Genomic DNA, 25531 nt, shown 5'->3' with positions numbered 1-25531 from the left:
TCCTTGCTGCCGGGGATGGTGCCTAGATGTCGTACGACGCGCGGAGGGCGGCGTCGATCTCCTGCTGGCTCGTGAAGTTCTCGATCACGACGAGGGGGACGCCGACGTCCCCGAGCGCGTGGGCGATCTCTCCCGAGGTGAGGATCAGGTCGGCGTCCTTGGCCTTGCCCCGGGCCGAGACGGTGTCGGTCGCCTCGACGGTGATCAGGCCGCCCCAGCCCCACCGGTCGAGGACCTGCTCGAGGGTGTTCTTGAGGAACAGGCTGGTGCCGAGGCCGTTGCCGCACACGGTCAGGATGTGGTCGCGCGTACGGCCGCCTCCCTCGGACCGGGACAGCTCCGCCTCGGCCGACGGCGTGACGGTGTCGGTGGGGGCGTCACCGCGGAGGATGGCGTGCACCTCGGCCGCCGACGTGGCCTCGTCGAGCGACGCGCGGAGCGAGGTGTCGGTCAGGACGGTGGCGAGCGAGGCCATCGCCTGCTGGTGGGTCGAGGTGTCGGTGGCGGCCAGCGCCACCACCAGGGTGACGGGGTCGTTGGCCCGGCTCCCGAACTCGACCGGCGACGCGAGCCGCACCCACGACATGCCGGTGCGGTGGACGGCCTCCGAGGGACGTGCGTGGGGGAACGCGAAGCCGGGCGCCAGCACGATGTAGGGCCCGTTCTCGTGCACGCTGTCGACCATCGACTGGGTGTACTCCGGCTCGGTGACGCCCGCCGACTCGAGCAGGCGTCCGGCCACGCGGATGGCGTCCTGCCAGTCCTCGGCGGTCTCGTCGAGGGCGATGGTCTCGTGCGTGAGCAGGTCGCTGAGTGCGGTCATGCGCTCTCCTCCGTCGCGAACGCGTCCAGCACGTACTCCTCGGCGGCGTGGTTCCAGATGTTGCCCTGCTCGGCGCAGATCTCGGCGAGCCGGACGAACCGCTGGTCGTGCTGCGCGTGGTCCTCGAAGTCGGCGATGGCCGTGAGGTCCATGTCGATGTGCGGGTAGACGAGGATCTTCCCGCCGGTGAAGGAGGGCAGGTCCGAGAGCGCGTCGGGTACGGCGTCCAGCCCGCCCACGTGGGTCACCATGCGCGACGGGTTGATCGCGCCCGACGCGGACAGTTCGAGGCTCTCCTCCATGTCGGTGCGGGACCCGCCGGACGTCCCCACGAGGTGGGTGCTCTCGTAGTGGACGTTGTAGAGGTTAAGCGAGGCGGAGAAGGCGCGGTCGGTGGGCCCGGCGAAGAAGTTGAGGCAGCCGTCGTGGGCGAGGACGGCGTCGCCGGCCTCGACCAGCTCCTTGATCGCAGCGAACACGACGACGTCGTCGAAGCCGTCCGAGGAGATCGCTCGCAGCGCGTCCACCGGGTCCGTGCCGCTCGCGTCCACCACCTCGAGACGACAGCCGCGCCGGGCGGCCTCCTCTGCGGGGAAGAGCGTGCGCAGCCGCTCGAGCCGCTCCGCGTCGACGTCGACGGCCACGACCAGGCTGGGCGTGAACGGCCCGTGGAGGGCGTAGTCGAGTGCTCCGATGCCCATGGCCCCGCCGCTCCCGAGGAGGGCGAGGCGCCCTCCCGGCTTCAGGCCCATGTGGTGCTCCCACACCAGCGGCTCGGTGTGGTAGTTGGATCGGAAGGCGCCGATGATGCACGACATCGGCTCGGCCAGGGAGCCGTTGGCGTAGTAGCCGTCGTCGTACGGCAGCACGCAGCCTTTCTCGACCGCGACGGCCGGGACGATGCAGTAGGTCGCGTCGCCGCCGAAGAAGGGATAGCTGTAGCCGGGGGAGTACCCGCTGGGCAGGCCCATGGTCGGCAGGATCGCCACGCTCTGGCCGACGGTGAACCGGTCGGCGAGATCGGCCCCGACGTCCTCGAGGACACCGGCGAACTCGTGGCCGGTGATGACGGGTTCGGAGGAGATCGTGTCGGGGACGCGCTTGTGGTCGCTGCCCAGGGACATGGCCTTGTAGGTCGACAGGCACATGCTGCTGCTCACGACCCGGAGCAGGAGCTCGTCAGGTCCGATCTCGGGGAGCTCGATCTCGCTGACGGCCACCTTGTGGGCCCCGTGGATGCGGGCCGCGCGGATCAGGCGCCCCGGTGTCGGACGGCTGGTGTCACTGCTCGGCATCGGTGGTGGTCCTCTCGGTCAGGCGCTCGCTGAGGGTGTCGAGGGCGGGGTCGCCCAGATAGCTCTGGATGGTCACGATCTCCACGTCCGGTCGCGCGGCCCGCGCCCGGTGGGCGAGGTCCTGGTGCACGACGACGAGGTCGGCGTCGACCGGGACGGACTCGATCGCGGCGTGGGTCACGCGTACGTCGTCGCGACCGGCGCTGCGCAGCCGCTTGCCGAAGGCGCTCGCACCCATCGCGCTGCTGCCCATCCCGGCGTCGCAGGCGAAGACGATCCGGCGTACGTCCGCCCCGGTGCGGCCGGCGCCGTCCACACCGCCCATGACCCCGGTCAGCACCGCGCTGCCCTCGGCCTTCATGGCGCGCGAGCGTGCGGCGTGCTCGGCCAGGTCCGACTCGTCCTCGTCCGCGCCGCGGCCGAACTTGAGGAGCGCGGCGGTGATCACGAAGCTCACGGCGGCTGCGACGAGGACGCCCGCGATGACGCCGACGTGGTCGCCGGGCGGGGTGAGCGCCAGGTAGGCGAAGATCGAGCCCGGGCTCGGTCCCGCGGTGAGGCCCACGTCGAAGAGCATGAACGTCGCGATGCCGGAGGCGCCGCCCGCGATCATCGCGAGGATGGTCACCGGCTTCATCAGCACGTAGGGGAAGTAGATCTCGTGGATGCCGCCGAGGAAGTGGATGATCACGGCTCCGGGTGCGCTGTCGCGGACCACCCGGTTGTGGCCGAACAGCCAGAAGGCCAGCAGGAGGCCGAGGCCCGGGCCGGGGTTGGACGCGACCATGAAGAAGATCGACTTGCCCTCCTCGGCGGCGACCTGGAGGCCCAGTGGGTAGTAGATGCCCTGGTCGATGACGTTGTTGAGGAAGAGCACCTTGGCCGGCTCGTTGAGGATCGAGAGCAGGGGAAGGGCACCGGTCTCGACGAGCGCGTTGATCGCGCGGAGGAGCTGGTCGTTGAGCGCGCTGATGACCGGGCCGATGACCCGATAGGAGGCGACGATCAGCCCCAGACCCAGGAAGCCGAGCGTGAAGTTGTTGACGACCATCTCGAAGCCGGAGCGGATCTTCGGCTCGAGGACCCGGTCGACCTGCTTGATGAGCCAGGCGCTGAGCGGCCCCATGATCATGGCGCCCAGGAACATGGGGATGTCGGCGCCGACGATCAGGCCGATCGTTCCCACGGCGCCGGCGACGCCGCCGCGATGGCCGTGCACCAGCTTGCCGCCCGTGAAGGCGAGGAGCAGCGGCAGCACGTAGGTGATCATCGGGGTCACGGGAGCGGCCAGGTCCTCGTTGGGCAGCCAGCCCGTCGGGATGAACAGCGCGGTGAGCAGGCCCCAGGCGATGAACGCCCCGACGTTGGGGATCACCATCGCGGTCAGGAACCCGCCGAACGCCTGGATGCGCGCGCGCAGGCTGGTCCCGGTCTCGGCCGGGAGGGCACCTTCGATCGGTTGACTCATCACTTCTCTCCTTGCTGGATGGTTCCGTCGGCCTGGACCACCAGCGTCAGGTCGACCTTGCTGAAGTCGGAGGAGGCCATGACCCGCTCGACGTTGAGCCGGTCGCTGCGCTCGTAGAAGTCCCGGGCCTCGGCAGGGGTCAGTCCGCCACGGACCTTGCGCTCCACCAGCCGGTCGCGCAGCAGCTGCGGGTCGGCGGTGAGGAGGACGACGTACTGGGCGTGGCTCGAGAGGCCGCGCCAGCCGGGCTCGTCGAGCAGCAGCCAGTTGCCCTCGACGATCACCAGCTCCCCGCGGAGCGGGGTCGTGCCCGGGACGACGTCGTGCACCCGGCGGTCGTAGGTCGGCCAGACCACGTCGTCGTCCGCGGAGGCGGCGAGGTGACGGGCGAGGCCGTCGACGTCGAAGGTCTCCGGCGCACCCTTGATGGCGCTCAGCGGGATCGTCCCCTCCGGCGTGGTGACCCGGTGGGACACGAGGTGGTCGTGCGGGAGGTGGAAGCCGTCGATGCCGACGACGTCGACGGCGAGGGGCTCCGGCCGGAGCCGTGCGCCGGCCTCGGCCAGGACGGCGGCCAGGGTCGACTTCCCCACGCCGGGCGGCCCCACGAGGAAGACGACGGCCCGCCGGTGCGCACGCGGTCGTGCGGCGACCTCGGCCAGGGCGGGCGCGAGCGTGGACCCGACGAGCCGCTGGTCGACGGCGACCTCGACCTCGAGGCCGTTCACCAGCACCCGCGCGGTCTCCGTGGTCAGACCCCTGGACGGGGTGGGAGTCGACACGTCCGGCACCTCCATGTGCTCATATGAGCGAAACTGCACGTTTGAGTGACATGGATTACAGCACCGTGGTGCGGGCGCGTCAATAGCCCGCGGCTCCGGCACGCGGGTCAGGGGGTGGGGCGGGGGGTGAGGAGGGGGCGGCCGAGAGGCCCGAGGTCAGCGCTCGAGCGAGGCGGGCTGCGCGGTCGGCGGGAGCCGCAGCAGTGCGGCCGCCGCGCGGTCGTCGGTGACCAGGCAGCTCAGGATCCCCGAACGGCTCACCGCTGCGATCGCGTCGGCCTTCTCCGCCGACCCGGCGACGGCCATCACGCGGGGCGAGCGCCGCAGCTGGTCGGGGGTCACCGAGATACGACGACGGCTCGCGGCGGTCTCGATGACCGACCCGTCCGCGCGGAAGAAGATCCCGGCGATCTCGGCGACGACGCCCTCGCGCTCGAGGTCGGCGCGCTCCTCGTCCGTCAGCAGCGGCCCGAGCTGGGTGATCGGGGGGTCCCATGACCCCACGGCCACCACCGCGAGCGCGAGCTGCTCGTAGCGGCGCAGGGCGGCCTCGATGGACGGGTCGCTGCGGAACGTGTCGGCGGCGCCTTCGGAGGCGGCGAAGAGCGGGGCGAAGACGGCCACTGCCTCGACGCTCGAGCGACCACTGATGCGGCGGATGACCTCCACCGGGGACTGGCGCAGGTCGTTGCCCACGGTGCCGGTCAGCTGGATGACCGTGCAGGGCGGGAGGGGCGGGAGCTCCTCGCCGATGGCGACCAGCGTCCGGCCCCACGTGAGGCCGAGCACGTCGCCGTCGCGGATGGTCCGGGCGATCCTCGGCGCCGCGGCCCGGGCCAGCCGGCGCCGGTTGTCGTCGCCGGTGTCACCCGCCGTGACCACCACGCACTCGGCCAGGCCGAGATGTCGGGCGAGCTCGACCGCCAGGTCGTCGCGCGGCTCGTCGCGGTCGTGGATCTCGATCGTCACGACGCCCTGCTCGCGGGCCTGCTGGAGGAGCCGCGCGACGCGGAACCGGCTGATCGAGAACTCGTCGGCGAGCTCGGTCTTCGAGGCGTCCTCGAGGTAGAAGCGACGCGCGATCGACGACAGCAGCCGCCACTGCGCCTCGTCCATCCCGCCCCCGCTCGCTCGGCTCGTACGTCGTTGCGACGAAGAAGGCCAGGTCCCCGGTGGGGCCTGGCCTTCTCGAGTGGTACGCCATCAGGGACTCGAACCCCGAACCCGCTGATTAAGAGTCAGCTGCTCTGCCAATTGAGCTAATGGCGCATGCGGTGAAGCGAGTAGAACTCTACCGCCTCGTGATCGGCAGGCGAAATCGAGGTGCCGGCTCAGAGGTCGGCGAGCACGGCCTGGGCGGCGTTGTGGCCGCCGAGCCCCGAGACCGCCCCGCCGCGGCGGGCGCCGGACCCGCAGAGCAGCACCGCGTCGTGGTCGGTCTGCACGCCCCACTGCTGGGCCGGCGTCTCGAGGCGCGACCGGTTGGGCGCCCACGGCCAGTCGAGGTCTCCGTGGAAGATGTGGCCGCCCGGCATGGCGAGGTCTTGCTCGACGTCCTGCGGCACCTTGGCCTCGATGCAGGGCCGCCCCTCGGCGTCGGTGGCGAGGCAGTCGGCGAGCGGCTCGGCCAGCACGGCGTCGAGCGAGGCCAGCGCCCGCCCGACGGCGACGTCCTTGGCGCCGGGGTCGGCGTCGAAGAGCCCGGCCGGGGTGTGGAGGCCGAAGTAGGTCAGCGTGTGCGCGGACCCCGCCCGGTCGCCGAGGATCGAGGGGTCGGTCAGGCTGTGGCAGTAGACCTCGCCGGGCAGCGGGTCGGGGACCGCCCCGCCCGCCGCGGCGGCGTGGGCCTGCTCGATGGTCGAGTAGTCCTCGGCGAGGTGGAGGGTGCCGGCGAAGGCGACGGCCGGGTCGGCACCCGACCTCAGTGCCGGCAGCCGGTCGAGCAGGACGTTGATCTTCAGCTGCGAGCCGACCGGCTTGGTGTCGGGGTCCTCACCCTCGCCGAGCAGGATGCGCAGCACCCAGGGGGCCACCCCGGACAGCACGCGCCGCCCGGTCACGGCGCGCTGCTGCTGGCCGTCGTGCCAGACGACCTCGGCGCCGTCGGGGCCCGGCGTGATCGCGCTGACCCCCGCGCCGGTGACGAGCTCCGCGCCCGCGTCGACCGCGGCCCTCGCCAGCGCGTCGGTGACGGCCCCCATGCCGCCGATCGGCACGCGCCACTCGCCCGTGCCGTTGCCGATCAGGTGGTAGAGGAAGCAGCGGTTCTGCGCGAGGGAGGGATCGTCCATCGAGGCGAAGGTCCCGATGAGCGCGTCGGTGGCGACCACCCCGCGCACGGTGTCGTCGGCGAAGCGCCGGGTGATGGCCCGCCCGAGCGGCTCCTCGACGACGTCGGCCCAGATGCGCTCGTCGACCAGGGCGCGGACGTCACGCTCGAGCGGGAGGGGACGCATCAGCGTCGGCGCGACGGCCTCCGCGAGCCGGCCGACCTCGCCGTAGAACGCCTGCCACGCGGCGTACTCCTCGTCGCCACCGGTGAGGTCGCGGAACGACGCGCGCGTCGCCTCGCCCTCAGGGCGCTCGACCAGCAGGCCGCCGGAGCGCTCGCCGCGCGTCCAGGGCGTGTACGACGCCGTGGTGCGCGAGGCCAGGCGGACGTCGAGGTCCAGGTCGGCCATCAGCTGCTCCGGCATCAGGCTGACCAGGTAGGAGTAGCGCGACAGCCGCACCGGCAGCCCGGCGAACGGCTCGACCGACACGGCCGCCCCGCCGGTGTGGCCCAGGCGCTCGAGCACGAGCACGGAGAGCCCGGCTCGGGCGAGGTACGCGGCGCTCACGAGGCCGTTGTGGCCGCCGCCGACGACCACGACGTCATAGCTGCTCTTGCCCGGGTTCACCGATCCAACGTAGACCCTCGGCGCGGCCCGGCCCGGCGCGACACCGGCCGTCGTCGCGCCGACGTGTCGTCGGACACGACCTCGCTCGTCCGGCGGCGCAGGAGCCGGGCCCTTTGCCGTCCCCGCGGGGTCCAAGGACCCTTCGTACGACGTCCCGGCAGGCGAAGAGTGGAGGCACAAGACCAGGCCAGGAGGACGTCATGACCGAGCAGCGACGCACCACACACGGACCCCGGATCGTGGTCGGGATCGGGCCGGAGGAGTTCGGGTCGGCGCTCGCGTTCGCCGCCGACGAGGCCGTGCGCGCCGGCTGCGGGCTCCACCTGGTGCACGCCGTCGACATCACGCCGATCCCGTCCGACCACGTGCTGATCCCCGCGGCCGACATCGAGGCCTGGGGCGCCGAGCGCCTCGCCGAGGCCGTCAAGGCGGCCGACGACATCGTCGGCGACGCCGTGCCCGTCACCCACGAGCTGGTGCGGGGCACACCGGTGGGCGCGCTCGTCGAGCTCGGCCGCACCGCGCGGATGGTGGTGCTGGAGCACCGTCGGCTGACCCGGCTGTCGCGGGTCGTGAACCGCACCGTGGCGGGTGGCGTCGCCGCGCACCTGCGGGTGCCCGTGGTCGCCGTGCCGAGCGGCTGGCGCTCCGACGGTGCGGAGCGGGTGGTCGTCGCCGGCGTCGACGTCCCCGACCGTTCGGAGGAGGTGCTGCGCGCGGCGCTGGCCGAGGCGCACGCCCGGGGAGCGCAGCTGCGGCTCGTGCACTCGTGGTCCATGCCGCGGCCCTACGAGGGTGCGCTGAGCGCCGACGACGTCCGGCGCTCGTCCGACAGCGCGAGGGCCGAGGTCAACGCCGCGCTCGACCAGGTCGGCGACCTGTCCGCGGCGATCGACGCCGACGTGCAGGTCGAGCAGGGGCGCGCCTCGGAGTGCCTCGTCAAGTACTCGGCCGACGCCGAGCTGCTGGTGATCGGTCGCCACGACCCGCTCGTGCCGATCGGCTCGCACATCGGCCCGGTCGCCCGCGCCGTGCTCCGGGAGGCGACGTGCCCGGTGCTGCTCGCGAGCCCGCGACCGCACCGCGCCGTCTACCACCCCTGAGGGGTCAGCGGCCGAACAGCCGCGAGAGGAAGCCGCCGCCGGACCCGCTGGCGGCCTTCTCGGCTGCGGTGTGCTGGCCGTTGCACCAGTCCTTCGCCGGGACGCCGGCCTTGACCTGCCCGACGTGCTGGCCGCAGCCGGCCCAGGTGGTCTTGCCGCAGGTCTTGCATCGCACTGGTCGACACATGGTGGTTCTCCTTCAGGTGGGGTGTGGGGTGGGTCGCGCCGGCGGGGATCAGCCGTGCGAGAACGTGATGGTGGGCAGGACGCGGGTGAGCCAGCGTGGAGTCCACCATGCTGCCCGGCCGGTCAGCCGGAGCGTCACCGGCAGCAGCACGAGGCGGACGAGGAACGCGTCGAGCAGCACCGCGACGCCGAGCACGATGCCCATCTCCTTGGGTGGGAGCGGGCCCGACAGCGCGAAGGTGAGGAACACCGCGACCATCACGGCGCCGGCGGCGAAGATCACCCGGCCGGAGTGGGCCAGCGAGCCCACCATCGCTTCGTGGGGGTCGCCCGAGCGCTCGTAGTGCTCCTTCGCGGAGGCGAGGAGGAAGACGGTGTAGTCCATGGCGATCGCGAAGATCATCGCGAAGAAGAACACCGGGGCCCACGCGTCGAGGAAGCCCTGCGGCTCGAAGCCGAGCAGGTCGGCGCCGATGCCGTCCTGGAAGACGAGCCGCGCCACGCCGAATGCGGCGGCCGTCGAGAGCAGGCTGGCGAGGGTGCCGAGCAGTGAGATCAGCGGCGCCTGCAGGGCGACGAGGAGGAGCAGGAAGCCGAGGCCGAGCACCACGCCGATGACGAGCGGGGTCGACTCGTCGAGCTGGGCCTTGAGGTCGAGGTTCTCCACCGCGGCGCCGCCGACGAGGGCCGAGGCCGGCAGGTCGGCACGCAGCCGGTCGACGGTCGGGCCGAGCGCCGGGTCGGACGGGTCGACGGTCGGCACGGCCGAGATCAGCACGGTCCCGCTGTCGTCCGCCGCGGGCACGGCCGGCATCGCGCCCGCGATGCCGCGGTCGGCCACCAGGGCGTCGTACGTCGCCTCGGCGTCCGCCTCGTCCGCGACGACCTGCAGCGTGCCCGGGGCACCATCGCCGAAGGCCTCCTGGACCCTGTCGTAGCCGACGCGGGCGCTGGCCTCCTCGGGCAGCACCTGGATGGAGGGCATCGCGGTCCGCAGGCCGAGGACGGGAGCCGCGAGCGCCAGCAGCACGACGAGCGAGGCGAGGCCGAAGGCGACCGGACGCTTCCAGAGCCGCTCGCCCCATGCGGCGAACCTCGGCGAGCGGTGCTCGCCGGTGTGGACCCACTTCAGTGCCAGCTTGTTGATGCGGTGGTCGAGCGAGAACAGGACGAGTGGCAGCAGGGTGAGCGTCGCGGCCAGCACGAAGGTCACCGCGAGCATGATGCCGCCGGCCATGGACCGGAAGGACGGCGAGGGCACGAGCATCACCGCCGAGAGCGAGACGAGCACGGTGATGCCGGAGAGCAGGACCGCCTTGCCGGCGGTGTCCATCGTCTCGGCGATGGCCCGGCGCGGGGTCTCGTGGTGTCCCATCCGCGCCGCGCGGAAGCGGACGACGAGGAACAGCGCGTAGTCGATGCCGAGCGCCAGGGCGAACATCATCGCGAAGTTCATCGCCCAGATGGAGACGGGCACGAGCTCGTTGATGAGCACCAGCGAGCCTGCCGAGGCGACGAGCCCGGCGAGGGTGAGGATCAGGGGGAGGCCGGCAGCGACGAGGGCGCCGAACGCGAGCACCAGGATGGCCAGCGTCACCGGCCAGGAGAGCATCTCCGACTTCAGCATCGCCTCGAGGTTGGCCTCGTTGAAGTCCGACCAGAGCAGCGAGGCGCCCGTCGGGTTGACCTCGATGCCGTCACCCGAGAGGGCCTCGAGCTCGCCCTTGAGGTCGTCGGCGACCCGGACCATCTCGTTGGGGTCCGCCCCGGCGCCGGCGAGGACGACGGCGGTGCTGCCGTCCTGGCTGAGAGTGGCACCGGGCTGCGGGACGATGACGTCGGCGATGCGTGGCTCGGCCTCGAGGGCGGACGTGACCTCGTCGAGCACGTCGCCGCCGCGACCCTCGGTCACCGGGCCGTCCGTGCTGTGCACGACGACCTGGATCGCCGAGCTCGCGTTGCCGCCGAAGCTCTCGGTCGCCATCTCGCGCACGGCCACGGACTCCGAGCCGTCGGCCTGCCAGCCCGCACCCGAGAGGTTGGCCTCGACCTTCGGGGCGAACACCCCGAGGCCGATGACGAGGAGGACCCAGACGCCCGCGGTCAGCCGCCGGTGGTGGGTCACCCACACGCCGAGCCGCCCGAGCGGGCCGGGACGGTGGTCGAGGTCGGAGTCGTGACGGAGGCTGCGACGGGGTGAGGGGGCAGCGTGGCGGCGGGCGGCCGTCGACGTCATGGAGCGTGCTCCTGTCGGAGTTCGGGGATCGGGGATCAGGGGTCAGACGAGGGCGGGCAACGCCAGCACGGCGACGTAGGCCGCCACGGCGAGGACGAGCCCGGTGAAGGCTGCGGAGAGTCGGCGGGTGTCGGTGCGCGCGGCGAGGCGTGCCCCGAGGACGGACCCGGCGACGGCGGTGAGGGTGAGGGTGACGACGAGGCGCCAGTCCGGCACGACGCCGGCCCCGGCCCGGGCGGCGAGGGCGGCGGCGCTGGTGACGGTGATGACGACCAGCGAGGTGCCGGTGGCGTAGCGCATCGGCAGGGCGAGCGCGAGGAGCAGCGCGGGGACGACGAGGAAGCCGCCGCCGACGCCGAGGAACCCGGTGAGCAGGCCGACGGCGGTCGCGGTGACGAGCACCTTGAGCGCGCGTGGGCACTGGCACATGAAGGTGGGGCTGAACGTGATGATCGGGTCGTCGAGCTGCGGTCGCTCGAGCGCCGCCGCGTGGGCGCCGGCGCCTCGTCGGCCGCGGACCTGGCGGAGTGTCATCAGGCCCGCCACCAGGAGCATCAGCGCGGAGAAGGCGGCCAGCAGCACCGCCTCGGGGACCGCGGACGACAGGTGGGCGCCCGCGACGGCGCCGCCGATGGCGACCGTCCCGAACGCGATGCCGCGGGCGAGCAGGACGTTGCCGGCACGTCGGGCGGTGACGGCCCCCGCGAGGGAGGTCACGCCGACGACGACCAGCGACCCGGTGGTCGCCTGCGCGGGGGACTGGCCGAGCGCGAGGAGCACCGGCACGGCCAGGATGGAGCCGCCGCCGCCGAGCGCACCCAGGCTCAGGCCGATGAGCGCGCCGGCGACGACGGCGAGCAGGAGCTCGATCACGCCTGGGGCCCCACGAGGTGCAGCCCGACCTGCTCGGCGTTGTCGAAGGAGTCGTCGATCGCCACGAGCCGGCGCCCGGCGGCGTCGAGCATCGAGGCGGCGACCGACGCGCGGTAGCCGCCCGCGCAGTGCACCCACACGTCGCCGGCCGGAATGTCGTCGAGCCGGTCCCACAGCTCGTGCAGGGGGATGTTGACGGCATCGCTGATCCGCGCGGCGTCGTGCTCGTCGGCGCGCCGCACGTCGAGGACGACGACCTCGCGGTGGTGCGAACGTGCGCGAGGTCGGCGAAGGTCGCCGTCGCGAAGGAGCTGAGCGCGCGGTCGCTCCAGTCCTCGGGGCCGCCGGTCGCGTGGGCGGCGGGGCGGTCGATGCCGATGCGGACCAGCTCGCGCTGGGCCTCGGCGACGTCCGCGGCGGTCTCGCCGAGGAGCGTGACGGGCGTCCCCCAGGTGATCAGCCACCCGAGGTAGGTCGCGAAGCCGCCGTCGAGGCCGAAGTTGAGCGTGCCCGGCGCGTGGCCGGCGGCGAAGGCGGTGCGGTTGCGGAGGTCGACGACCCACTCGCCGGCCTCGATGCGGCGCCGCAGCTCGGTCGCGTCCGCGAGAGCCGGGGGCGACAGGTCGGGCTCGGACGGGCCGGCGCTGTTGGCCGGGGCCATGTGCGCGTAGTAGGCCGGCCACGGGCCGAGCCCGGCGAGCAGCTCGTCGACGTAGGTCTGCTCGTCCTGCGTCAGCACCGGGTTGGCCCGCCTCTCGCGGCCGATGGTCGACGACGCGGCGTCGGACTGCGTGGCCGAGCAGAAGGAGCCGAAGCCGTGGGTCGGGTAGACCTCCGCCTCGTCCGGCAGCAGGTCGGCGAGCCGGTGGGCCGAGGCGTGCTGGTGGTGCACGAGCTCGTGGGTGTGCTCGGGCCCGAGGAGGTCGGGGCGCCCGGTCGCGCCGTAGAGCAGCGAGCCGCCGGAGAACACCCCGACGTGCTGGTCGCCCTCGGCGGCCGTGTCGACGAGGAGGTAGGAGAGGTGGGTGAACGTGTGGCCGGGGGTCGCCAGCGCGGTGATGCGCATGCGTCCACCCACCTCGACGACGTCTCCGTCCGCTACGGGGGTGCGGGAGAAGGAGACGTCGTCCTCGCCATTGACGAGGTAGTGGGCACCGGTCCGCTCCGCGAGCGCGAGGCCGCCGGTGACGTAGTCGTTGTGGATGTGGGTCTCGAAGACGTGCGTGAGGCGTACGCCGTGCTCGTCGAGGAGGGCGAGGACGCGGTCGATGTCGCGCTGCGGGTCGACCACCAGTGCCACCTCGCCGTCGTGCACGAGGTAGCTCCGGTCGCCGAGGGTGGGCGTGTCGATCACCAGGACGGTCAGGTCGGTCGTCACAGGCCCACCCCCACCGCGCGGCCGGAGGCGATCCAGGCCTGGGTGCCGCCGGCGACCGACATGGCGTCGAACCCCTGGGCGACGAGCAGGTCGGTCATCGCCTTCGAGCGGTTGCCCGTGGCGCAGATGACGTGGACGGGGCGGGAGCGGTCGAGCTCCCCGAGGCGCGCGGCCAGCTGTCCCATCGGCATCAGCACCGCTCCCGGGACGTGGACCTGGGCGTACTCGGCGCGCTCGCGCACGTCGACGGTGGTGCCGTCCTCCCGCGCTGCGGCGAACTCCTCGATGGTGATCTCGGGCGTCATGAGAAATACCCTAGGGGGTATCCGAGGAGAACGCAAAACACCCCCGGGGGTATGCTGGCCCCATGGCTGACTACACACTCTCGACCCGGCTGGACCGTCCCTATGCGGACGCAGTCGAGGCCACCCGCACAGCACTCGCGGACCAGGGGTTCGGGATCCTGACCGAGATCGACCTCGCGGCCACGATGAAGGCCAAGCTCGGGGTCGACCTCCCGCCGCAGGTGATCCTCGGTGCCTGCAGGCCGCCGCTGGCCTACGAGGCGATCCAGGTCGACCCGTCGATCGCGGCCGTGCTGCCGTGCAACGTCGTCGTACGCGCCCTCGACGACTCGACCACCCTGGTCGAGGCCTTCGACCCCGACGCCATGATGGGGCTGGCCGGAGCCGGGGCCCTGGACTCCGTCGCGGCCGACGCCAAGCAGCGACTCACCGCGGCCCTCGCCGCCCTCGCCCCGTCCCCCGAGGAGGACTGATGCAGCTCGACCCCGACGAGATGACGCCCGTCATCAACCGCATCAAGCGCGCCCAGGGACAGCTCGCCGGCGTGCTCCGCCTCCTCGAGGAGGGGCGCGACTGCGAGGACGTCGTCACCCAGCTGGCGGCGGTGTCCAAGGCGCTCGACCGCGCCGGCTTCGCCATCGTCGCCTCCGGGCTGCAGCAGTGCCTCGTGGCCGGCGACGGCGACATCGACAGCCTCGACGTCAAGAAGATGGAGAAGCTCTTCCTCTCCCTGGCCTGACCCGTGCCCAGCGCGGGGGGTGAGGCGAGCCCCTCGACCACCGCCGTAGTGTCGATCGGCGAGGGAGAGGAGCCCGTATGAGGGACAGCGTGGGGGAGAAGCTCAGGGAGCGGGTCGACGACCGGCTCGGCGACCCGATCTGGTGGAACGACCTGCTGCAGCTGGCCAAGACGGTGTTCGCAGCCGTCGCGGCGTGGGTCATCGCGGCCAGTCTGCTGGACCTCCCACAGCCGTTCCTGGCGCCGTGGGCGGCCCTGCTCGTGGTGCACGCCACCGTCTACCGCACCTTCTCCAAGGGCATGCAGCAGGTCGCCGCGACCGTCGTCGCGGTGCTGCTCGCCACCGTCGTGGGTGAGACGTTGGGGCTGAGCACCGGGGCGATCGCGCTGCTGCTCGTGGTGGCGCTGGTCCTCGGGTCGGTGCCGTGGCTCGGTGCCGAGGCCACCACCATCGCCACGACCGGTCTCGTGGTCCTCACCACCGGGTTCGAGAGCGACGTCATGCTCATCTCCCGGCTCATCGACACCGCCATCGGCGTCGCCGTCGGCCTGCTCGTCAACGTGATCGTGTGGCCGCCCCTGCGCCGGCACACGGCCGCGAAGGCGCTCGACCGGATCGACGACGGCGTCGGCGAGCTGCTCGCCGACATGGCCGGCGGACTGGGGGAGGGGTGCCAGGAGGCGGACGTCGCCGCGTGGGTCGAGCGCACGCGCGATCTCGACGGCGACCTCGAGCAGGCCTGGGCGCTGGTCCGGCAGGCCGAGGAGAGCGCCCGGCTGAACCCGCGGCGCCAGGCGCGCGCGATGCGCAACCCCGAGCAGTGGCACGGCCTGCTGCGGCGCATGGAGCAGGCGGTCGCCGAGACCCGCAGCCTCGCGCGCACGCTGGGCGGCCAGAGCGCGCACCGCGACACGTGGGGCGAGGCCTTCGCCGATGCGTGGATCTCGATGCTCGGCGACGCCGGCCGCGCCACCAGTGAGGCCGACCCCGCCGCGCTGCTCGACGTACGCCGCCGGCTGGAGGCCCTCACCGAGGAGCTCCGGTCCACCGAGCGCTCGCCCGAGTGGCCGGTCTACGGCGCGCTGATCATCAACCTGCGCAACATCATCGACGCGATGGACCTCGTCGCCGAGGCCAACCCGATCGGACACGCGCGGGTCCCGCTGCGCGTGCCGCAGCGTCGCGGCGCCGCGTGGCGTTGAGCCCACCCGCGCGACCCCGGGGTCATTCGACCTGGTCCAGCCCCTCCACCCCGTCCGGCGCGTCGACACTGCCGCGCTCGCACGTCGGCACCCGCCACGTCACCGTGGTTCCCCGTCCGGGCCGCGCGATGTCCATCTGCCCGCCCAGGCGCACCGCCCGGGCCCGCATGTTGCGCAGTCCGTGACCGTCCGCCGACGGGACGGCCACGTCCCGCGCGCCGTCGTCGGCCACGCGGATCACGACGTCCCCGTCCTGCACGCCGACCGACACCTCGACCGCTGACGCGCCGGCGTGCCTGGCGACGTTGCTGAGTGCCTCGCGCAGCACGGCGAGCGCCTCGTGGGCGACGTCTTCGCCGATCGGGGCGTCGGCGCTGCCGAGGACGTGGAGATCCGGCTCGAAGCCGAGGACGCGCGAGGAGTCCTCGATGAGATCGCGGGCCAGCTCGCCCAGCGCCTGCAGCGTCGTCGGCCCGTGCCGTAGGTCGAAGATGACCTCCCTCAGCTCGCCGGTCACGAGGTCGGTCTCCTGGACGAGTGGCTCCAGCTGGTCCCTCAGCTCGGGGTGGCGCCTGGCCAACATGCTGAGGGAGAGGCCCAGCGCGTAGACCCTCTGGATCACGAGGTCGTGCAGGTCAGCCGCCAGCCGCTCGCGTTCGCGCCGCAAGGTGAGCTCGCGGCGCGTCAAGGCGAGCTCCCGTGCGCTCTCGTGCATGCCGAGCCGGAGCGACTCCACGCCGGCGGCGAGGGACCACAGCTCGACGGTTCCCTGAGCCGTGACCGGGCCGGGTGTGGGGGTCGTGCCGCCTCGGCCACCCCGGCGAGCAGTCGGTCCATGGGGCGGACCAGCCACCGGCGGACCAGCAGGACGGCGGCAGCAGCGGTCGCGACGGCCAGCACCACCGCAGAGCCGACCGCGATGCTGGTCAGCCGATGCGCGGCCGCGACGTCGTCGAACCGATCGTCCGTGCGCGTCTCCATGCGGGTGCTCAGCTGGTCCAGCCGGGTGCGCACCTGTTCGAACGCCGCAGCACCTGCGCGGACCTCCCCGGAGGACAGGGACTCGATGCTCCCGATGGCGCGTTGCTGCGCGAGGGCGGGCCTCACGTGCTCGGTCCGCCACGTCCTGCCACTCCTCGACACCTCGGCGACCAGTGCGGCTGACACGTCGTCGGAGGCGAGGAGGTGCTCGAGCTCGTGCTCGAGGGCAGCGCCGCGGGCCCGCCCCTCCCGCCACGGCTCCAGGAGCTCGGGATTCCCGGTGAGGAGGTAGCCGCGGACCCCTCGCTGCTGGTCGCTGTACGCCGCCGTCAGCTGGGACACGTCCCCCGACGCCGGCAGGACCGTGTCGCGCAGCTCCTGCTGTGCCTCCGCGACGTGGAGCCGCGCCGTTGCGGCCCATGCCGTGGTGAAGCCGAGGATGAGCAGCAGCCCGAGCGTGACGCCGTACACCATGGACCGCAGCGACGCTCGCGGCGGCCGGGCGGGGCCATCGGTCACCGGGGTCACCTCCACCCCTCCAGCGTCGGCGCCAGCGCCGACCGCCCGGCAGTGCCCAAGGTCCCGAGCAGGGACGCACAGGTCCCGCCCGGGACCGCGCTCAGCCGCCAAGACCCGCGCGGTGCGCGAGCATCACGAGCTGAGCACGGTCGCGGGCTTCGAGCTTGGTGAGCAGGTGACTGACGTGGGTCTTCACGGTCGAGTAGCTCACGACGAGCCGGTCCGCGATCTCGAGGTTCGACAGACCCAGCGCCAGGGCCACCAGGACCTCGTGCTCGCGCCGGGTGAGCGGAGGGAGGGTGAGTGCCTCACGCTCTCCCTGGGCGAACAGATGCAGCATCCGCCGGGTGACCTCAGGGGCCAGAAGGGCGTGGCCGGCGGCGACGACCCGCACGGCCCGGACCAGCTCGGAGGGCTCGGTGTCCTTCAACACGAACCCGCTGGCCCCGGCCCGCAGCGCCGCAACGACGTAGTCGTCGGCCGCGAAGGTCGTCAGCACCAGCACATGGACGCTGGCGGTCAGGGGGCTCGAGGTGATGTGTCGGGTCGCCTCGATCCCATCCATGCCCGGCATCCGGATGTCCATGAGCACTACGTCGGGTTGGTGCACTCGGGCAGCGGCCAGCGCCTGCGTGCCGTCGGCTGCCTCAGCGACGACGTCGATCCCGGGCTCTGCGCCGAGGATCATGGAGAAGCCCGAGCGCACGAGCGCCTGGTCGTCAGCCACCACCAGCCGGATCATGGCGTCAACTCGCGCGGGAAGGTCGCCTGGACGCTGAAGCCCCCACCAGGACGGCTGCCGACGGCCAGGTCGCCGCCGTACATGGCCACCCGTTCGTGCATCCCGGCCACGCCGTGCCCCGTGACGGACTCCTCCTCCACGGCACTCGCACCCCGTCCGTCGTCGACGACCTCGACCTCGACCTCGCGCGTCCGGTAGTCCACCAGGACCGAGGCGTGGGTGGCGCCCGAGTGCTTGAGGCAGTTGGTGAGGGCTTCCTGCACGATCCGGTACGCGGCAAGGTCGACGCCGGCGGCCACGGTGCCCCGGCTCCCACGCACCGTCACGGTGGCGTCGAGCCCCGCCTCGCCCACGCGGGCCACCAGGGCGTCGACGTCCTCGAGGCTCGGGGAGGGCCTGCGGGGCGAGGCGGCGGGCCCGGGCTCGCCGTCACGCAGGATCCCGAGCAGGTGGCGCATCTCGGTCATCGACTGCCGCCCGGTGCGTTCGATCTCGGCCACGGCTTCGCGGGCCCGTCCTCGGTCGTCGGTGTCCAACAGCCGTCCGGCCGCCCCCGCCTGCACGACCATCACACTCAGGGCGTGACCCAGCACGTCGTGAAGCTCGCGAGTGATCCGAAGGCGCTCCACGGTCGCGCTCTGCAGAGCCCGTTCGCGCTCCACATCGGCCCGCTCCCGCTCCAGCGCCACACGTTGTTCGGCGGCCGAGACATCGGCCACGGAGCGGTCGCGCCGCTCTCGTGTTCCGGTGCCGAGGAGAAGCACGGCGGCGAAGACGATCGCGGTGAGCACCGCTCCCTCACCGCTGAGGTCCACAGGGTCCAGGAACCACGTGAGCGCCAGCGCCACGACCACCGCGAGGATGGCTCTGTGGGCGGTGCGGGCGCTGCCGTGAGCCGCTGCGGTGTATGCCGCAACGATGGGCCCGAGTGTCGCCGGCCCCACGGTGCCCTTCACCACGACCAGTGCGAGGACTCCGGCAATCGTCACCAGCAGGACCCCCAATGGCCAGCGGCGTCGAAGCGCGATGCTGCCCACCGCCAGCACGGTCAGTCCCACGGTCAGGGCGTCGTGGTCGCGGTTCGCGGGGACGGACTCGGAGCCGCTGAGGTTGATCGCCAGCGTGACCCCCAGGCACACCACGGCCAGGAGCATGTCGAACGCGAGCTGGCCGCCCTGGCTTCCTACGCCGCGGCGGGGCTGATCGATCATCGGCACAGCGTTCGACGTCATGGGTCCCGCCTCCTGGAGTCCGACCAGACTAGGTCCGCCGCTCGCGGGCGACATCGGTCTGGGGAATGACACTGGGGACGTGGCACGGGTCCCGAGTACCGCTGAAGGTCGAGTCCGGCGTCCGATGCCCGACTCGTCTTCGACGCAGGACTGTGGTGGTGCCGCTTCGTTCGGGGTGGCACTACCCAGGGAGTCCCCATGTCCTCGCCCGTCCACCTCGTACGGAGTCACCCGATCTCCGCGTTCGCGTTGCTCGCCTGCCTGTTCGGCTGGTCGGCGTACGGGCTTGCCGCCGTCGGCCTGGGAACCAACCCCGAGAACATGCCGCTCGGGCCGGCGCTGGCCGCCCTTGTCGTCACGTCCTGCCAGGGACGGGCTGCTCTCCGCGGCGGGGGGCGGTCCCTCCGCACCTGGGCAGCATCGCCCTGGCTGTACCTGCTTGCGGTGGTTGCGCCACTACTCCTGGACGTATCCATCGTGTTCGTGAATCACCTCCTGGGTGCACCCCTGCCCACCGGCGCCCAGCTCGGCGCCTGGCCCGAGGTGCCGGTGACGTTCGTGGCCATGCTGGTCCTGGTCGGGTTGGGCGAGGAGGCGGGGTGGACTGCGTTCGCTGCACCGATCCTGCTTCGCCGCTTCGGGCTGCTCGGAGCGTTCGCAGTCCTGGCTCCCCTTCGGATCCTGTGGCACATGCCGCTCGTCCTCACGGGTCACATGCCACTCTCGATCGCTGTCCTCGCCAATGCCGGATTCCAGGTCATCGCCCTGTTGATGCTGCAACACCGACGTGGCTCCTGGACCTTGGCGGCTGTCTGGCACGCGTCGGTCAACGCCTTCGGCGCGACATTCTTCTTCTCCATGGTCACCGGGCCCGACCGCGACCGCCTCGACCTCCTCCTCGCCCTGGTGTACGCCCTCGCAGGAGCCATGGCGTTCGTCCTCCACCTCGCCAGCGGTCGGGGCCATGCTCCTGGTGCTGCGGTCGAGATGGACGTGCCGGACACCTCTCCAGCATCCGCCGGTGGGTCCCACGTGGGCACGCGATCCGGCGCGAACGACTCGAGCCCCTGACCGCATCTCTGCAGGTCAGGGGCTCGATCTGTCTGGGGTGAGTAACGGGACTTGAACCCGCGACATCCGCCACCACAAGGCGGCGCTCTACCAGCTGAGCTATACCCACCATGTCCCGCAGCGTTCCGGCTGCGGACGACGAGAAGTGTAGGGCACTCAGCCGGCGGATCCGGAATCGGCGTCGGTGTCCGGGCCGAGTCCGGTGAGCTGCCCGCCGTGGCGCGCGGCGATCTCCTTGGCGCTGGCGCTGTCGGGGCCGGGCTGGGGCACGAAGACGGCCTCGCGGTAGTAGCGCAGCTCCTCGATGCTCTCCTGGATGTCGGCGAGCGCGCGGTGGTTGCCCCGCTTGGTGGGCGCGGCGAAGTAGGCGCGCGGGTACCACCGGCGGGACAGCTCCTTGATCGACGAGACGTCGACGATCCGGTAGTGCAGGAACGACTCGAGCCCCGGCATGTCACGGGCCAGGAAGGCGCGGTCGGTCGCCACGGTGTTGCCGGCGAGTGGTGGGCGGCTCCCGTCGGCGCAGTGCTCCTTGATGTGGTCGAGCACCATCTGCTCGGCCTCGGCGAGCGTGACGCCGCTGTCGAGCGCGTCGAGCAGGCCGGACTTCTCGTGCATGGACCGCACGAACTCCACCATCTGGTCCAGGGCCTCCTGCGACGGCTTGATGACGACGTCGACGCCCTCGCCGAGGACGTTGAGCTCGAAGTCCGTCACGAGGGCCGCGACCTCGATCAGGGCGTCCGCGCCCAGGTCGAGTCCGGTCATCTCGCAGTCGATCCACACCAGTCTGTCGCTCACGACGGGCAACCCTACTTGGACGCTCTCAGGGTCGACTCAGCCTCGCCTCATAGGCTCGGGGACGCAGCACCGGCACATGAGTACCCCGATCACGGAGGAAGCCTCGATGGCGCAGAAGAAGAGCTCGCACAGGACCGCCGAGGAGAAGGCGGCGACCGCGGCCAAGCGGGAGGCCCGGCGGGCGCGGACCGAGCGCGCGCGGGCGGAGGCCGAGGAGCGTCGCAAGAAGGCAAAGCGCAAGGAGCAGCTCACCCGCTTCGGCCTGATCGGTGCCGTGCTGGTCCTGATGATCGGCGGCTACTTCCTCGTCACCAACCTCGGCTCCGACAAGCCCGACACCGCGCCCGCCGGTGCCAGCGACGACTACGGCCTGGTCGTGGGCGAGGCCGACGCGCCGAAGTCGATCGTGATCTACGAGGACTTCCTCTGTCCCTTCTGCGGCCAGCTCGAGCAGACCGTCGGCGACCAGCTCGACGAGGCCGTCGAGGCGGGCGACGTCACCGTCGAGTACCGCCCGATCGCGTTCCTCGAGCGGATCAGCGACTACTCGCCGCAGGCGGCCAACGCGTTCGCCGTGGTGCTCGACGAGTCCGGTCCCGAGGTCGCCAAGGAGTTCCACGACCTGCTGTTCGACAACCAGCCGCCGGAGTCGGGTCCCTTCCCCGACAACGACCAGCTCGTCGAGTGGGCCGTCGAGGCCGGTGCGGAGGAGGACGCCGTACGCCCCGGCATCGAGGACATGGCCTTCGAGGGCTGGGTGGAGGCCGCGGGCGAGGCTGCGGGCGACGCGGACGTCAACTCGACCCCGACGGTGCTCGTCGACGGCGAGGTCGTCGAGGGCGAGACCCTGCAGGACATCGCTGCCCAGATGGTCGGCTGACGGCTCTGCGACACTGCGGGGCGTGAGTCTCCAGTCCTTCATCGCCGGCCTGCCCAAGGCCGAGCTCCACGTCCACCACGTCGGGTCGGCGTCGCCGCGGATCGTCTCCGAGCTCGCGGCACGCCACCCGGCGGCCGGTGTCCCGTCCGACCTCGAGGCGTTGCGGGAGTTCTTCACCTTCCGCGACTTCGCCCACTTCATCGAGGTCTACCTCGCCGTCGTCGACCTGGTCCGCACGCCCGAGGACGTCCGGCTGCTGACCTACGAGGTCGCCCGCGAGATGGCCGAGGGGCAGAACCTGCGCTACGCCGAGCTCACCTGCACGCCCTACACCTCGGTGGCCCGCGGCATCGCGATCGAGGCCTACACCGAGGCCATCGAGGACGCGCGGGTCGCGGCCGAGCGTGACTTCGGGCTCGTGCTGCAGTGGATCTACGACATCCCCGGCGAGTCGGGCATCCCGGCGGCCGACGCGACGCTCGCGTACGCACTGGAGCACCGCACCGACGCCCTGGTGGGCTTCGGGCTCGGCGGGCCCGAGATCGGCGTTCCGCGGGCGCAGTTCAGGACCCACTTCGACACCGCCCGCGCCGCCGGCCTGCGCTCGGTGCCGCACGCGGGGGAGACGACCGGGCCGGAGACCATCTGGGAGTCCCTGCGCCTGCTCGGCGCCGAGCGCATCGGCCACGGCGTCTCGGCGGCGCAGGACCCCGAGCTCCTCGCGCACCTGGCCGACTCCGGCGTGGTGCTGGAGGTGTGCCCGACGTCCAACATCGCGACCCGGGCCGTCGACCGGATCGAGGACCACCCGCTGCGGACGTTCGTCGAGGCCGGCGTGACGGTGACGATCAACTCCGACGACCCGCCGATGTTCGCCACGTCGCTCAACGGTGACTACGAGGTGGCGGCCGGCCTGCTCGACCTCGACGAGCGGGGCGTCGCCGACCTGGCGCGCACGGCGGTCGAGGCGTCGTTCGCCCCGGCGGACGTCAAGGCACGCATCGCCGACGAGATCGAGGCGTACGTCGCCGGCTAGGTGTCGGTGCGACCGCGGGCCCCGCGGTGCGACGGGAGCTGCTTGGCCGTGCGCACGTTGGTGGGGTCGAGCACCGCGAGGACGTACAGCAGTGCTCCGATGCCGGCGAGCACGCCGAGCACGGTCAGGAGGCTCAAGCCCAGGTCCTGGGTCATCGGGACTCCGATCTGGTGGGGGGAGTGGACAGCCGGTCCGTACCCGGAGAGGTGCGCCGCATGAGCGTCTTCACCCTCAGGGCGGTGGCCGCGGGCGTAACCGCGAGTTCGACCGGGTGTCAGCACCCCAAGGGGTATGACCGGCGGCAGCGCAGGTCCCTAGCGTCGAGCGGAGGGAGCGGCAGATGCTGCTCTGCGGGAGGCAATTCACTCGGAGGGGAACATGAACCAGTTCACGCACGTAGCCCGGCGGCTCGCCGCAGGGGCGGTGGTCGCCCTGGCCATGACCGTCGGTCTCACCTCGCTCACCGGTGCGAGCGCGTCAGCGCCCGAGACCTCGAGCCGTTCCGTGGTCGGCAAGTCCGACGCCGGCAAGATCAAGAGCAAGGTCATCGGCAAGACGTCCAACGGCGACAAGGTGGGTGGCTCGTTCACCCCGATCAAGGTCGTCGAGCGTGACGGCGTGCTCTACATGAAGGGCTTCCTGAGCGGCGTCATCAAGGACGCCGGACCCGACACGAAGTTCTCGGGCATCCAGACGATCCCGATCAAGAAGATCAACGGCGCCTCGGTGACCGACGGCCGCGTCGCGGCCAACGCCGCGGCCTGCGACATCCTCAACCTGGTGCTCGGTCCGCTGGACCTCAACATCCTGGGGCTGCAGATCGACCTGCAGCGCGTCGTGCTCGACATCACCGCCGTTGCCGGTGCCGGCAACCTGCTCGGCAACCTGCTGTGCGCCGTCGTGGGGCTGCTCGACGGGGGCCCGCTCGCCGGCCTCCTCGGCCAGCTGCAGACGCTGCTCAACCAGATCCTGGCAGCGCTCAACCTGGGCGTCTGAGGTCCAGGACGTCCGTACGCGACTGACGGCCCGGAGCGGGAGGCGAGACCTCCTGCTCCGGGCCGTCGTACGTCTGCGCACCGGTCGCTGCCGGGCAAGCGTTCGGCCCCGCTACCTCATACGTGGCGGGGCCTGACCACATCCTGCTGGTGCAGGCCCGCCGCGTCGGGGACCTCTGCGGGCGTGTCGGCGTGCGCGAGCGGCACGTGGCGCCCCCGGCAGGACTCGAACCTGCAACCCACGGATTAGAAGGCCGTTGCGCTATCCATTGCGCCACGGGGGCCAGCGGGCAGCAGTATCCCAGTAGCAACGCACCCGCGCGCCGCGAGGTGGTCGCGGCGCGCGGGTGCGGTGACAGGTGCCGTCAGGCGGCGGCGGTCGCCGGCTCGCGGGAGTCGGCGACCTCGCGCCAGGCGTCGCGCCCGCGCGGGGCGTCGTACGTCGCCTGGTCGAGGATGCCCTCGCGCTTCGCGACGATCGTCGGGACCAGCGCCTGGCCGGTGACGTTGACCGCGGTGCGACCCATGTCGAGGATCGGGTCGATCGCGAGCAGCAGGCCGACGCCCTCGAGCGGCAGGCCGAGCGTGGACAGGGTCAGCGTGAGCATCACGGTGGCACCGGTGACGCCGGCCGTGGCGGCCGAGCCGATGACCGAGACGAACGCGATCAGCAGGTAGTCGGTGACCGAGAGGTCGAGGCCGAAGAACTGCGCGACGAAGATCGCCGAGATCGCCGGGTAGATCGAGGCGCAGCCGTCCATCTTGGTCGTGGCGCCCAGGGGCACGGCGAACGACGCGTAGGCGCGCGGGACGCCGAGGTTGCGCTCGGTGACGGACTCGGTGACCGGCATGGTGCCGACCGACGACCGGGACACGAAGGCCAGGGAGATCGCCGGCCAGGCTCCGGAGAAGAACTGGCGCACCGAGAGCCCGTGGAGGCGGAGCAGCGCGGGGTAGACGCCGGCGACGACGAGCGCGAGGCCGGCGTAGATCGCCACGGTGAACATGCCGAGCGAGCCGAGGGCGTCCCAGCCATAGCTGGCCACCGCGTTGCCCAGCAGGCCGACGGTCGCGATCGGGGCGAGCAGGATGATCCACCAGAGGACCTTCTGCACGACGGCGAGCGCGGAGCGGACGAACGCGAGGAAGGGCTCGGCGGCCTCGCCGACCTCGAGGGTCGCGATGCCGACGGCGATCGAGACGACGAGGATCTGGAGCACGTTGAAGGACAGGCCGACCGAGCCGTCGTTGGAGGCCGACCCCTCGAGCCCGAGCACGTTGGCCGGGACCAGACCGGTCAGGAAGTCGAGCCACGAGCCGGTCGTCGACGGTGCCGACGCCGCGTCGGAGGTGACGCTCGTGTGGTCACCCGGCTGCAGCACCAGACCGAGCACGATGCCGATGACGACCGCGATGAGCGCGGTGATGGCGAACCAGGCCAGCGTCCGCCACGCGAGGCGGGCGGCCCCGGTCACGTCGCGCAGGTTGGCGATCGAGGCGACGATCGCGAGGAAGACAAGTGGGGGCACGACGGCGCGCAGCAGCGTCACGAACGTGCCGCCGATGGTGCTCAGCGTCTCGGTGAGCCAGTTGGGGTCGACCTCGCCGGTCGTGGCGTCCACGCCGTCCGCACCCATGCTGCGGGCGACGAGTCCGAGGACGACACCGAGCACCAGGCCGATCAGGACCTGGACGCCGAACGAGGGGAGGCGGAAGCGGCTGGGCTTCCTCTCCGTCGTAACAGAAGTAGTCATACTGAAAAGGTAACCTTTCGGGACCGCACGGTGTCGAGCCGGGCGGGGACGCAGGATGGTCGAGGTCAGTCGAGGATGCGTCCGAGGCGACAGAGCGCGCTCTCGGTGCGGGCGAGGTCGACGGCGCGCCGCTGGGTCAGCAGGTCGCCGACGGTCGCAGGGGTCGCTATGGCTCGCACGTCAGGCACAACCGGCTCCTCCGCCACCGGATTCCGTGGTTCGGGTCACAT

The 25531-nt window shown here is 72.0% G+C and carries 27 protein-coding genes and 3 tRNA genes; 8 read left to right on the top strand and 22 right to left on the bottom strand.

Annotated features, from left to right (window positions below):
- Positions 1-22: 22 nt before the first annotated feature.
- The 7 genes from NCI01_RS12595 to NCI01_RS12565 form a co-directional block, all read right to left on the bottom strand.
- Positions 23-823 (bottom strand): PTS sugar transporter subunit IIAB, encoded by an 801-nt coding sequence (locus NCI01_RS12595; RefSeq protein ID WP_254181834.1) that lies wholly within the window; start codon positions 821-823, stop codon positions 23-25.
- On the bottom strand, positions 820-2118 hold the full coding sequence (locus tag NCI01_RS12590) for an alcohol dehydrogenase catalytic domain-containing protein (protein WP_254181833.1): 1299 nt from the start codon (positions 2116-2118) through the stop codon (positions 820-822). The genes NCI01_RS12595 and NCI01_RS12590 overlap by 4 nt, the downstream gene beginning before the upstream one ends.
- Positions 2105-3586, bottom strand: coding sequence for a PTS mannitol transporter subunit IIBC (locus tag NCI01_RS12585; protein WP_254181832.1), 1482 nt, complete (start codon positions 3584-3586; stop codon positions 2105-2107). Before NCI01_RS12585 ends, NCI01_RS12590 begins: the two co-directional genes overlap by 14 nt.
- Positions 3586-4368, bottom strand: coding sequence for a nucleoside/nucleotide kinase family protein (locus tag NCI01_RS12580; RefSeq protein ID WP_254181831.1), 783 nt, complete (start codon positions 4366-4368; stop codon positions 3586-3588). The genes NCI01_RS12585 and NCI01_RS12580 overlap by 1 nt, the downstream gene beginning before the upstream one ends.
- A 156-nt stretch (positions 4369-4524) precedes the next feature.
- On the bottom strand, positions 4525-5484 hold the full coding sequence (locus NCI01_RS12575) for a sugar-binding transcriptional regulator (RefSeq protein ID WP_254181830.1): 960 nt from the start codon (positions 5482-5484) through the stop codon (positions 4525-4527).
- 77 nt (positions 5485-5561) lie between these two features.
- Positions 5562-5637: transfer RNA gene (locus NCI01_RS12570), tRNA-Lys, on the bottom strand.
- Positions 5638-5699: 62 nt separating this feature from the next.
- Entirely contained in the window at positions 5700-7268 is a 1569-nt protein-coding gene (locus tag NCI01_RS12565; RefSeq protein WP_254181829.1) for a phytoene desaturase family protein, read from the bottom strand.
- 200 nt (positions 7269-7468) lie between these two features.
- Between NCI01_RS12565 and NCI01_RS12560 the strand changes: the two genes are divergently transcribed.
- Positions 7469-8371: a universal stress protein gene (locus NCI01_RS12560; protein ID WP_254181828.1), complete on the top strand. Its 903-nt coding sequence runs from the start codon at positions 7469-7471 to the stop codon at positions 8369-8371.
- 4 nt (positions 8372-8375) lie between these two features.
- On the opposite strand, the gene NCI01_RS12555 is transcribed toward NCI01_RS12560, so the two are convergent.
- The 5 genes from NCI01_RS12555 to NCI01_RS12535 all read right to left on the bottom strand — a co-directional run bounded on the left by NCI01_RS12555 (position 8376) and on the right by NCI01_RS12535 (position 13349).
- Entirely contained in the window at positions 8376-8558 is a 183-nt protein-coding gene (locus NCI01_RS12555; RefSeq protein WP_254181827.1) for a DUF8730 family Cys-rich protein, read from the bottom strand.
- A 48-nt stretch (positions 8559-8606) separates the two neighbouring features.
- Complete coding sequence (locus tag NCI01_RS12550; protein WP_254181826.1) at positions 8607-10793, bottom strand: MMPL family transporter; 2187 nt, start codon at positions 10791-10793, stop codon at positions 8607-8609.
- Positions 10794-10835: 42 nt separating this feature from the next.
- A complete protein-coding gene (locus NCI01_RS12545) occupies positions 10836-11666 on the bottom strand; it encodes a sulfite exporter TauE/SafE family protein (protein ID WP_254181825.1) in 831 nt (276 codons plus the stop codon).
- Positions 11663-11908: a rhodanese-like domain-containing protein gene (locus NCI01_RS12540; RefSeq protein WP_254181824.1), complete on the bottom strand. Its 246-nt coding sequence runs from the start codon at positions 11906-11908 to the stop codon at positions 11663-11665. The genes NCI01_RS12545 and NCI01_RS12540 overlap by 4 nt, the downstream gene beginning before the upstream one ends.
- A 1132-nt stretch (positions 11909-13040) precedes the next feature.
- Positions 13041-13349, bottom strand: coding sequence for a rhodanese-like domain-containing protein (locus tag NCI01_RS12535; RefSeq protein WP_254181823.1), 309 nt, complete (start codon positions 13347-13349; stop codon positions 13041-13043).
- Between the two features lie 62 nt (positions 13350-13411).
- Here NCI01_RS12535 and NCI01_RS12530 point away from each other — a divergent pair, with 62 nt between their 5' ends.
- The 3 genes from NCI01_RS12530 (at position 13412) to NCI01_RS12520 (ending at position 15290) form a co-directional block, all read left to right on the top strand.
- Complete coding sequence (locus NCI01_RS12530; protein WP_254181822.1) at positions 13412-13822, top strand: DUF302 domain-containing protein; 411 nt, start codon at positions 13412-13414, stop codon at positions 13820-13822.
- The gene (locus tag NCI01_RS12525) at positions 13822-14088 is read left to right on the top strand and encodes a metal-sensitive transcriptional regulator (RefSeq protein ID WP_254181821.1); all 267 of its coding nucleotides are present in this window, start codon (positions 13822-13824) and stop codon (positions 14086-14088) included. Before NCI01_RS12530 ends, NCI01_RS12525 begins: the two co-directional genes overlap by 1 nt.
- Positions 14089-14165: 77 nt before the next feature.
- Complete coding sequence (locus tag NCI01_RS12520) at positions 14166-15290, top strand: FUSC family protein (protein ID WP_254181820.1); 1125 nt, start codon at positions 14166-14168, stop codon at positions 15288-15290.
- Between the two features lie 22 nt (positions 15291-15312).
- On the opposite strand, the gene NCI01_RS12515 is transcribed toward NCI01_RS12520, so the two are convergent.
- The 4 genes from NCI01_RS12515 to NCI01_RS12500 all read right to left on the bottom strand — a co-directional run bounded on the left by NCI01_RS12515 (position 15313) and on the right by NCI01_RS12500 (position 18818).
- Complete coding sequence (locus NCI01_RS12515) at positions 15313-15978, bottom strand: sensor histidine kinase (RefSeq protein ID WP_254181819.1); 666 nt, start codon at positions 15976-15978, stop codon at positions 15313-15315.
- Entirely contained in the window at positions 15975-16790 is an 816-nt protein-coding gene (locus NCI01_RS12510; RefSeq protein ID WP_254181818.1) for a CHASE3 domain-containing protein, read from the bottom strand. Before NCI01_RS12510 ends, NCI01_RS12515 begins: the two co-directional genes overlap by 4 nt.
- 100 nt (positions 16791-16890) lie before the next feature.
- Entirely contained in the window at positions 16891-17532 is a 642-nt protein-coding gene (locus tag NCI01_RS12505; RefSeq protein WP_254181817.1) for a response regulator, read from the bottom strand.
- The gene (locus NCI01_RS12500; RefSeq protein WP_254181816.1) at positions 17529-18818 is read right to left on the bottom strand and encodes a sensor histidine kinase; all 1290 of its coding nucleotides are present in this window, start codon (positions 18816-18818) and stop codon (positions 17529-17531) included. Before NCI01_RS12500 ends, NCI01_RS12505 begins: the two co-directional genes overlap by 4 nt.
- 144 nt (positions 18819-18962) lie before the next feature.
- On the opposite strand from NCI01_RS12500, the gene NCI01_RS12495 reads away from it, so the two are divergent.
- Complete coding sequence (locus NCI01_RS12495; RefSeq protein WP_254181815.1) at positions 18963-19835, top strand: CPBP family intramembrane glutamic endopeptidase; 873 nt, start codon at positions 18963-18965, stop codon at positions 19833-19835.
- Positions 19836-19868: 33 nt separating this feature from the next.
- On the opposite strand, the gene NCI01_RS12490 is transcribed toward NCI01_RS12495, so the two are convergent.
- Together NCI01_RS12490 and orn are read right to left on the bottom strand one after the other, a co-directional pair.
- Positions 19869-19944 (bottom strand) — tRNA-His (locus NCI01_RS12490).
- Positions 19945-19991: 47 nt separating this feature from the next.
- Entirely contained in the window at positions 19992-20636 is a 645-nt protein-coding gene (gene orn, locus NCI01_RS12485) for an oligoribonuclease (RefSeq protein ID WP_308213216.1), read from the bottom strand.
- A gap of 76 nt (positions 20637-20712) precedes the next feature.
- On the opposite strand from orn, the gene NCI01_RS12480 reads away from it, so the two are divergent.
- A complete protein-coding gene (locus tag NCI01_RS12480; RefSeq protein ID WP_254181814.1) occupies positions 20713-21516 on the top strand; it encodes a DsbA family protein in 804 nt (267 codons plus the stop codon).
- 22 nt (positions 21517-21538) lie between these two features.
- Positions 21539-22552 carry an adenosine deaminase gene (locus NCI01_RS12475; RefSeq protein WP_254181813.1) on the top strand — a complete coding sequence of 338 codons (1014 nt, stop codon included), beginning with the start codon at positions 21539-21541 and terminating at the stop codon, positions 22550-22552.
- On the opposite strand, the gene NCI01_RS12470 is transcribed toward NCI01_RS12475, so the two are convergent.
- Positions 22549-22689, bottom strand: coding sequence for a hypothetical protein (locus NCI01_RS12470; protein WP_254181812.1), 141 nt, complete (start codon positions 22687-22689; stop codon positions 22549-22551). The genes NCI01_RS12475 and NCI01_RS12470 overlap by 4 nt on opposite strands.
- Positions 22690-22930: 241 nt before the next feature.
- Here NCI01_RS12470 and NCI01_RS12465 point away from each other — a divergent pair, with 241 nt between their 5' ends.
- Positions 22931-23548: a hypothetical protein gene (locus NCI01_RS12465; RefSeq protein ID WP_254181811.1), complete on the top strand. Its 618-nt coding sequence runs from the start codon at positions 22931-22933 to the stop codon at positions 23546-23548.
- Positions 23549-23755: 207 nt separating this feature from the next.
- On the opposite strand, the gene NCI01_RS12460 is transcribed toward NCI01_RS12465, so the two are convergent.
- The 3 genes from NCI01_RS12460 to NCI01_RS22275 form a co-directional block, all read right to left on the bottom strand.
- Positions 23756-23831 (bottom strand) — tRNA-Arg (locus tag NCI01_RS12460).
- Positions 23832-23912: 81 nt separating this feature from the next.
- Positions 23913-25301, bottom strand: coding sequence for a dicarboxylate/amino acid:cation symporter (locus tag NCI01_RS12455; RefSeq protein ID WP_254181810.1), 1389 nt, complete (start codon positions 25299-25301; stop codon positions 23913-23915).
- Positions 25302-25366: 65 nt separating this feature from the next.
- Complete coding sequence (locus NCI01_RS22275; RefSeq protein ID WP_302181987.1) at positions 25367-25489, bottom strand: hypothetical protein; 123 nt, start codon at positions 25487-25489, stop codon at positions 25367-25369.
- Between the last annotated feature and the right edge of the window lie 42 nt (positions 25490-25531).

The organism is Nocardioides pinisoli (assembly GCF_024199985.1).
Lineage (GTDB): Bacteria > Actinomycetota > Actinomycetes > Propionibacteriales > Nocardioidaceae > Nocardioides > Nocardioides pinisoli.
Note: the sequence above shows the minus strand (reverse complement) of the source record. Positions and strands in the feature narration are given on the sequence as shown.

Coding starts and splice junctions, on each gene's coding strand:
- NCI01_RS12455 (WP_254181810.1), bottom strand. CDS start 25,301: ATGACTACTTCTGTTACGACGGAGAGGAAGCCCAGCCGCTTCCGCCTC.
- NCI01_RS12520 (WP_254181820.1), top strand. CDS start 14,166: ATGAGGGACAGCGTGGGGGAGAAGCTCAGGGAGCGGGTCGACGACCGG.
- NCI01_RS12525 (WP_254181821.1), top strand. CDS start 13,822: ATGCAGCTCGACCCCGACGAGATGACGCCCGTCATCAACCGCATCAAG.
- NCI01_RS12495 (WP_254181815.1), top strand. CDS start 18,963: ATGTCCTCGCCCGTCCACCTCGTACGGAGTCACCCGATCTCCGCGTTC.
- NCI01_RS12555 (WP_254181827.1), bottom strand. CDS start 8,558: ATGTGTCGACCAGTGCGATGCAAGACCTGCGGCAAGACCACCTGGGCC.
- NCI01_RS12465 (WP_254181811.1), top strand. CDS start 22,931: ATGAACCAGTTCACGCACGTAGCCCGGCGGCTCGCCGCAGGGGCGGTG.
- NCI01_RS12480 (WP_254181814.1), top strand. CDS start 20,713: ATGAGTACCCCGATCACGGAGGAAGCCTCGATGGCGCAGAAGAAGAGC.
- NCI01_RS12530 (WP_254181822.1), top strand. CDS start 13,412: ATGGCTGACTACACACTCTCGACCCGGCTGGACCGTCCCTATGCGGAC.
- NCI01_RS12590 (WP_254181833.1), bottom strand. CDS start 2,118: ATGCCGAGCAGTGACACCAGCCGTCCGACACCGGGGCGCCTGATCCGC.
- NCI01_RS12585 (WP_254181832.1), bottom strand. CDS start 3,586: ATGAGTCAACCGATCGAAGGTGCCCTCCCGGCCGAGACCGGGACCAGC.
- NCI01_RS12575 (WP_254181830.1), bottom strand. CDS start 5,484: ATGGACGAGGCGCAGTGGCGGCTGCTGTCGTCGATCGCGCGTCGCTTC.
- NCI01_RS12550 (WP_254181826.1), bottom strand. CDS start 10,793: ATGACGTCGACGGCCGCCCGCCGCCACGCTGCCCCCTCACCCCGTCGC.
- NCI01_RS12535 (WP_254181823.1), bottom strand. CDS start 13,349: ATGACGCCCGAGATCACCATCGAGGAGTTCGCCGCAGCGCGGGAGGAC.
- NCI01_RS12560 (WP_254181828.1), top strand. CDS start 7,469: ATGACCGAGCAGCGACGCACCACACACGGACCCCGGATCGTGGTCGGG.
- NCI01_RS12505 (WP_254181817.1), bottom strand. CDS start 17,532: ATGATCCGGCTGGTGGTGGCTGACGACCAGGCGCTCGTGCGCTCGGGC.
- NCI01_RS12500 (WP_254181816.1), bottom strand. CDS start 18,818: ATGTCGCCCGCGAGCGGCGGACCTAGTCTGGTCGGACTCCAGGAGGCG.
- NCI01_RS12595 (WP_254181834.1), bottom strand. CDS start 823: ATGACCGCACTCAGCGACCTGCTCACGCACGAGACCATCGCCCTCGAC.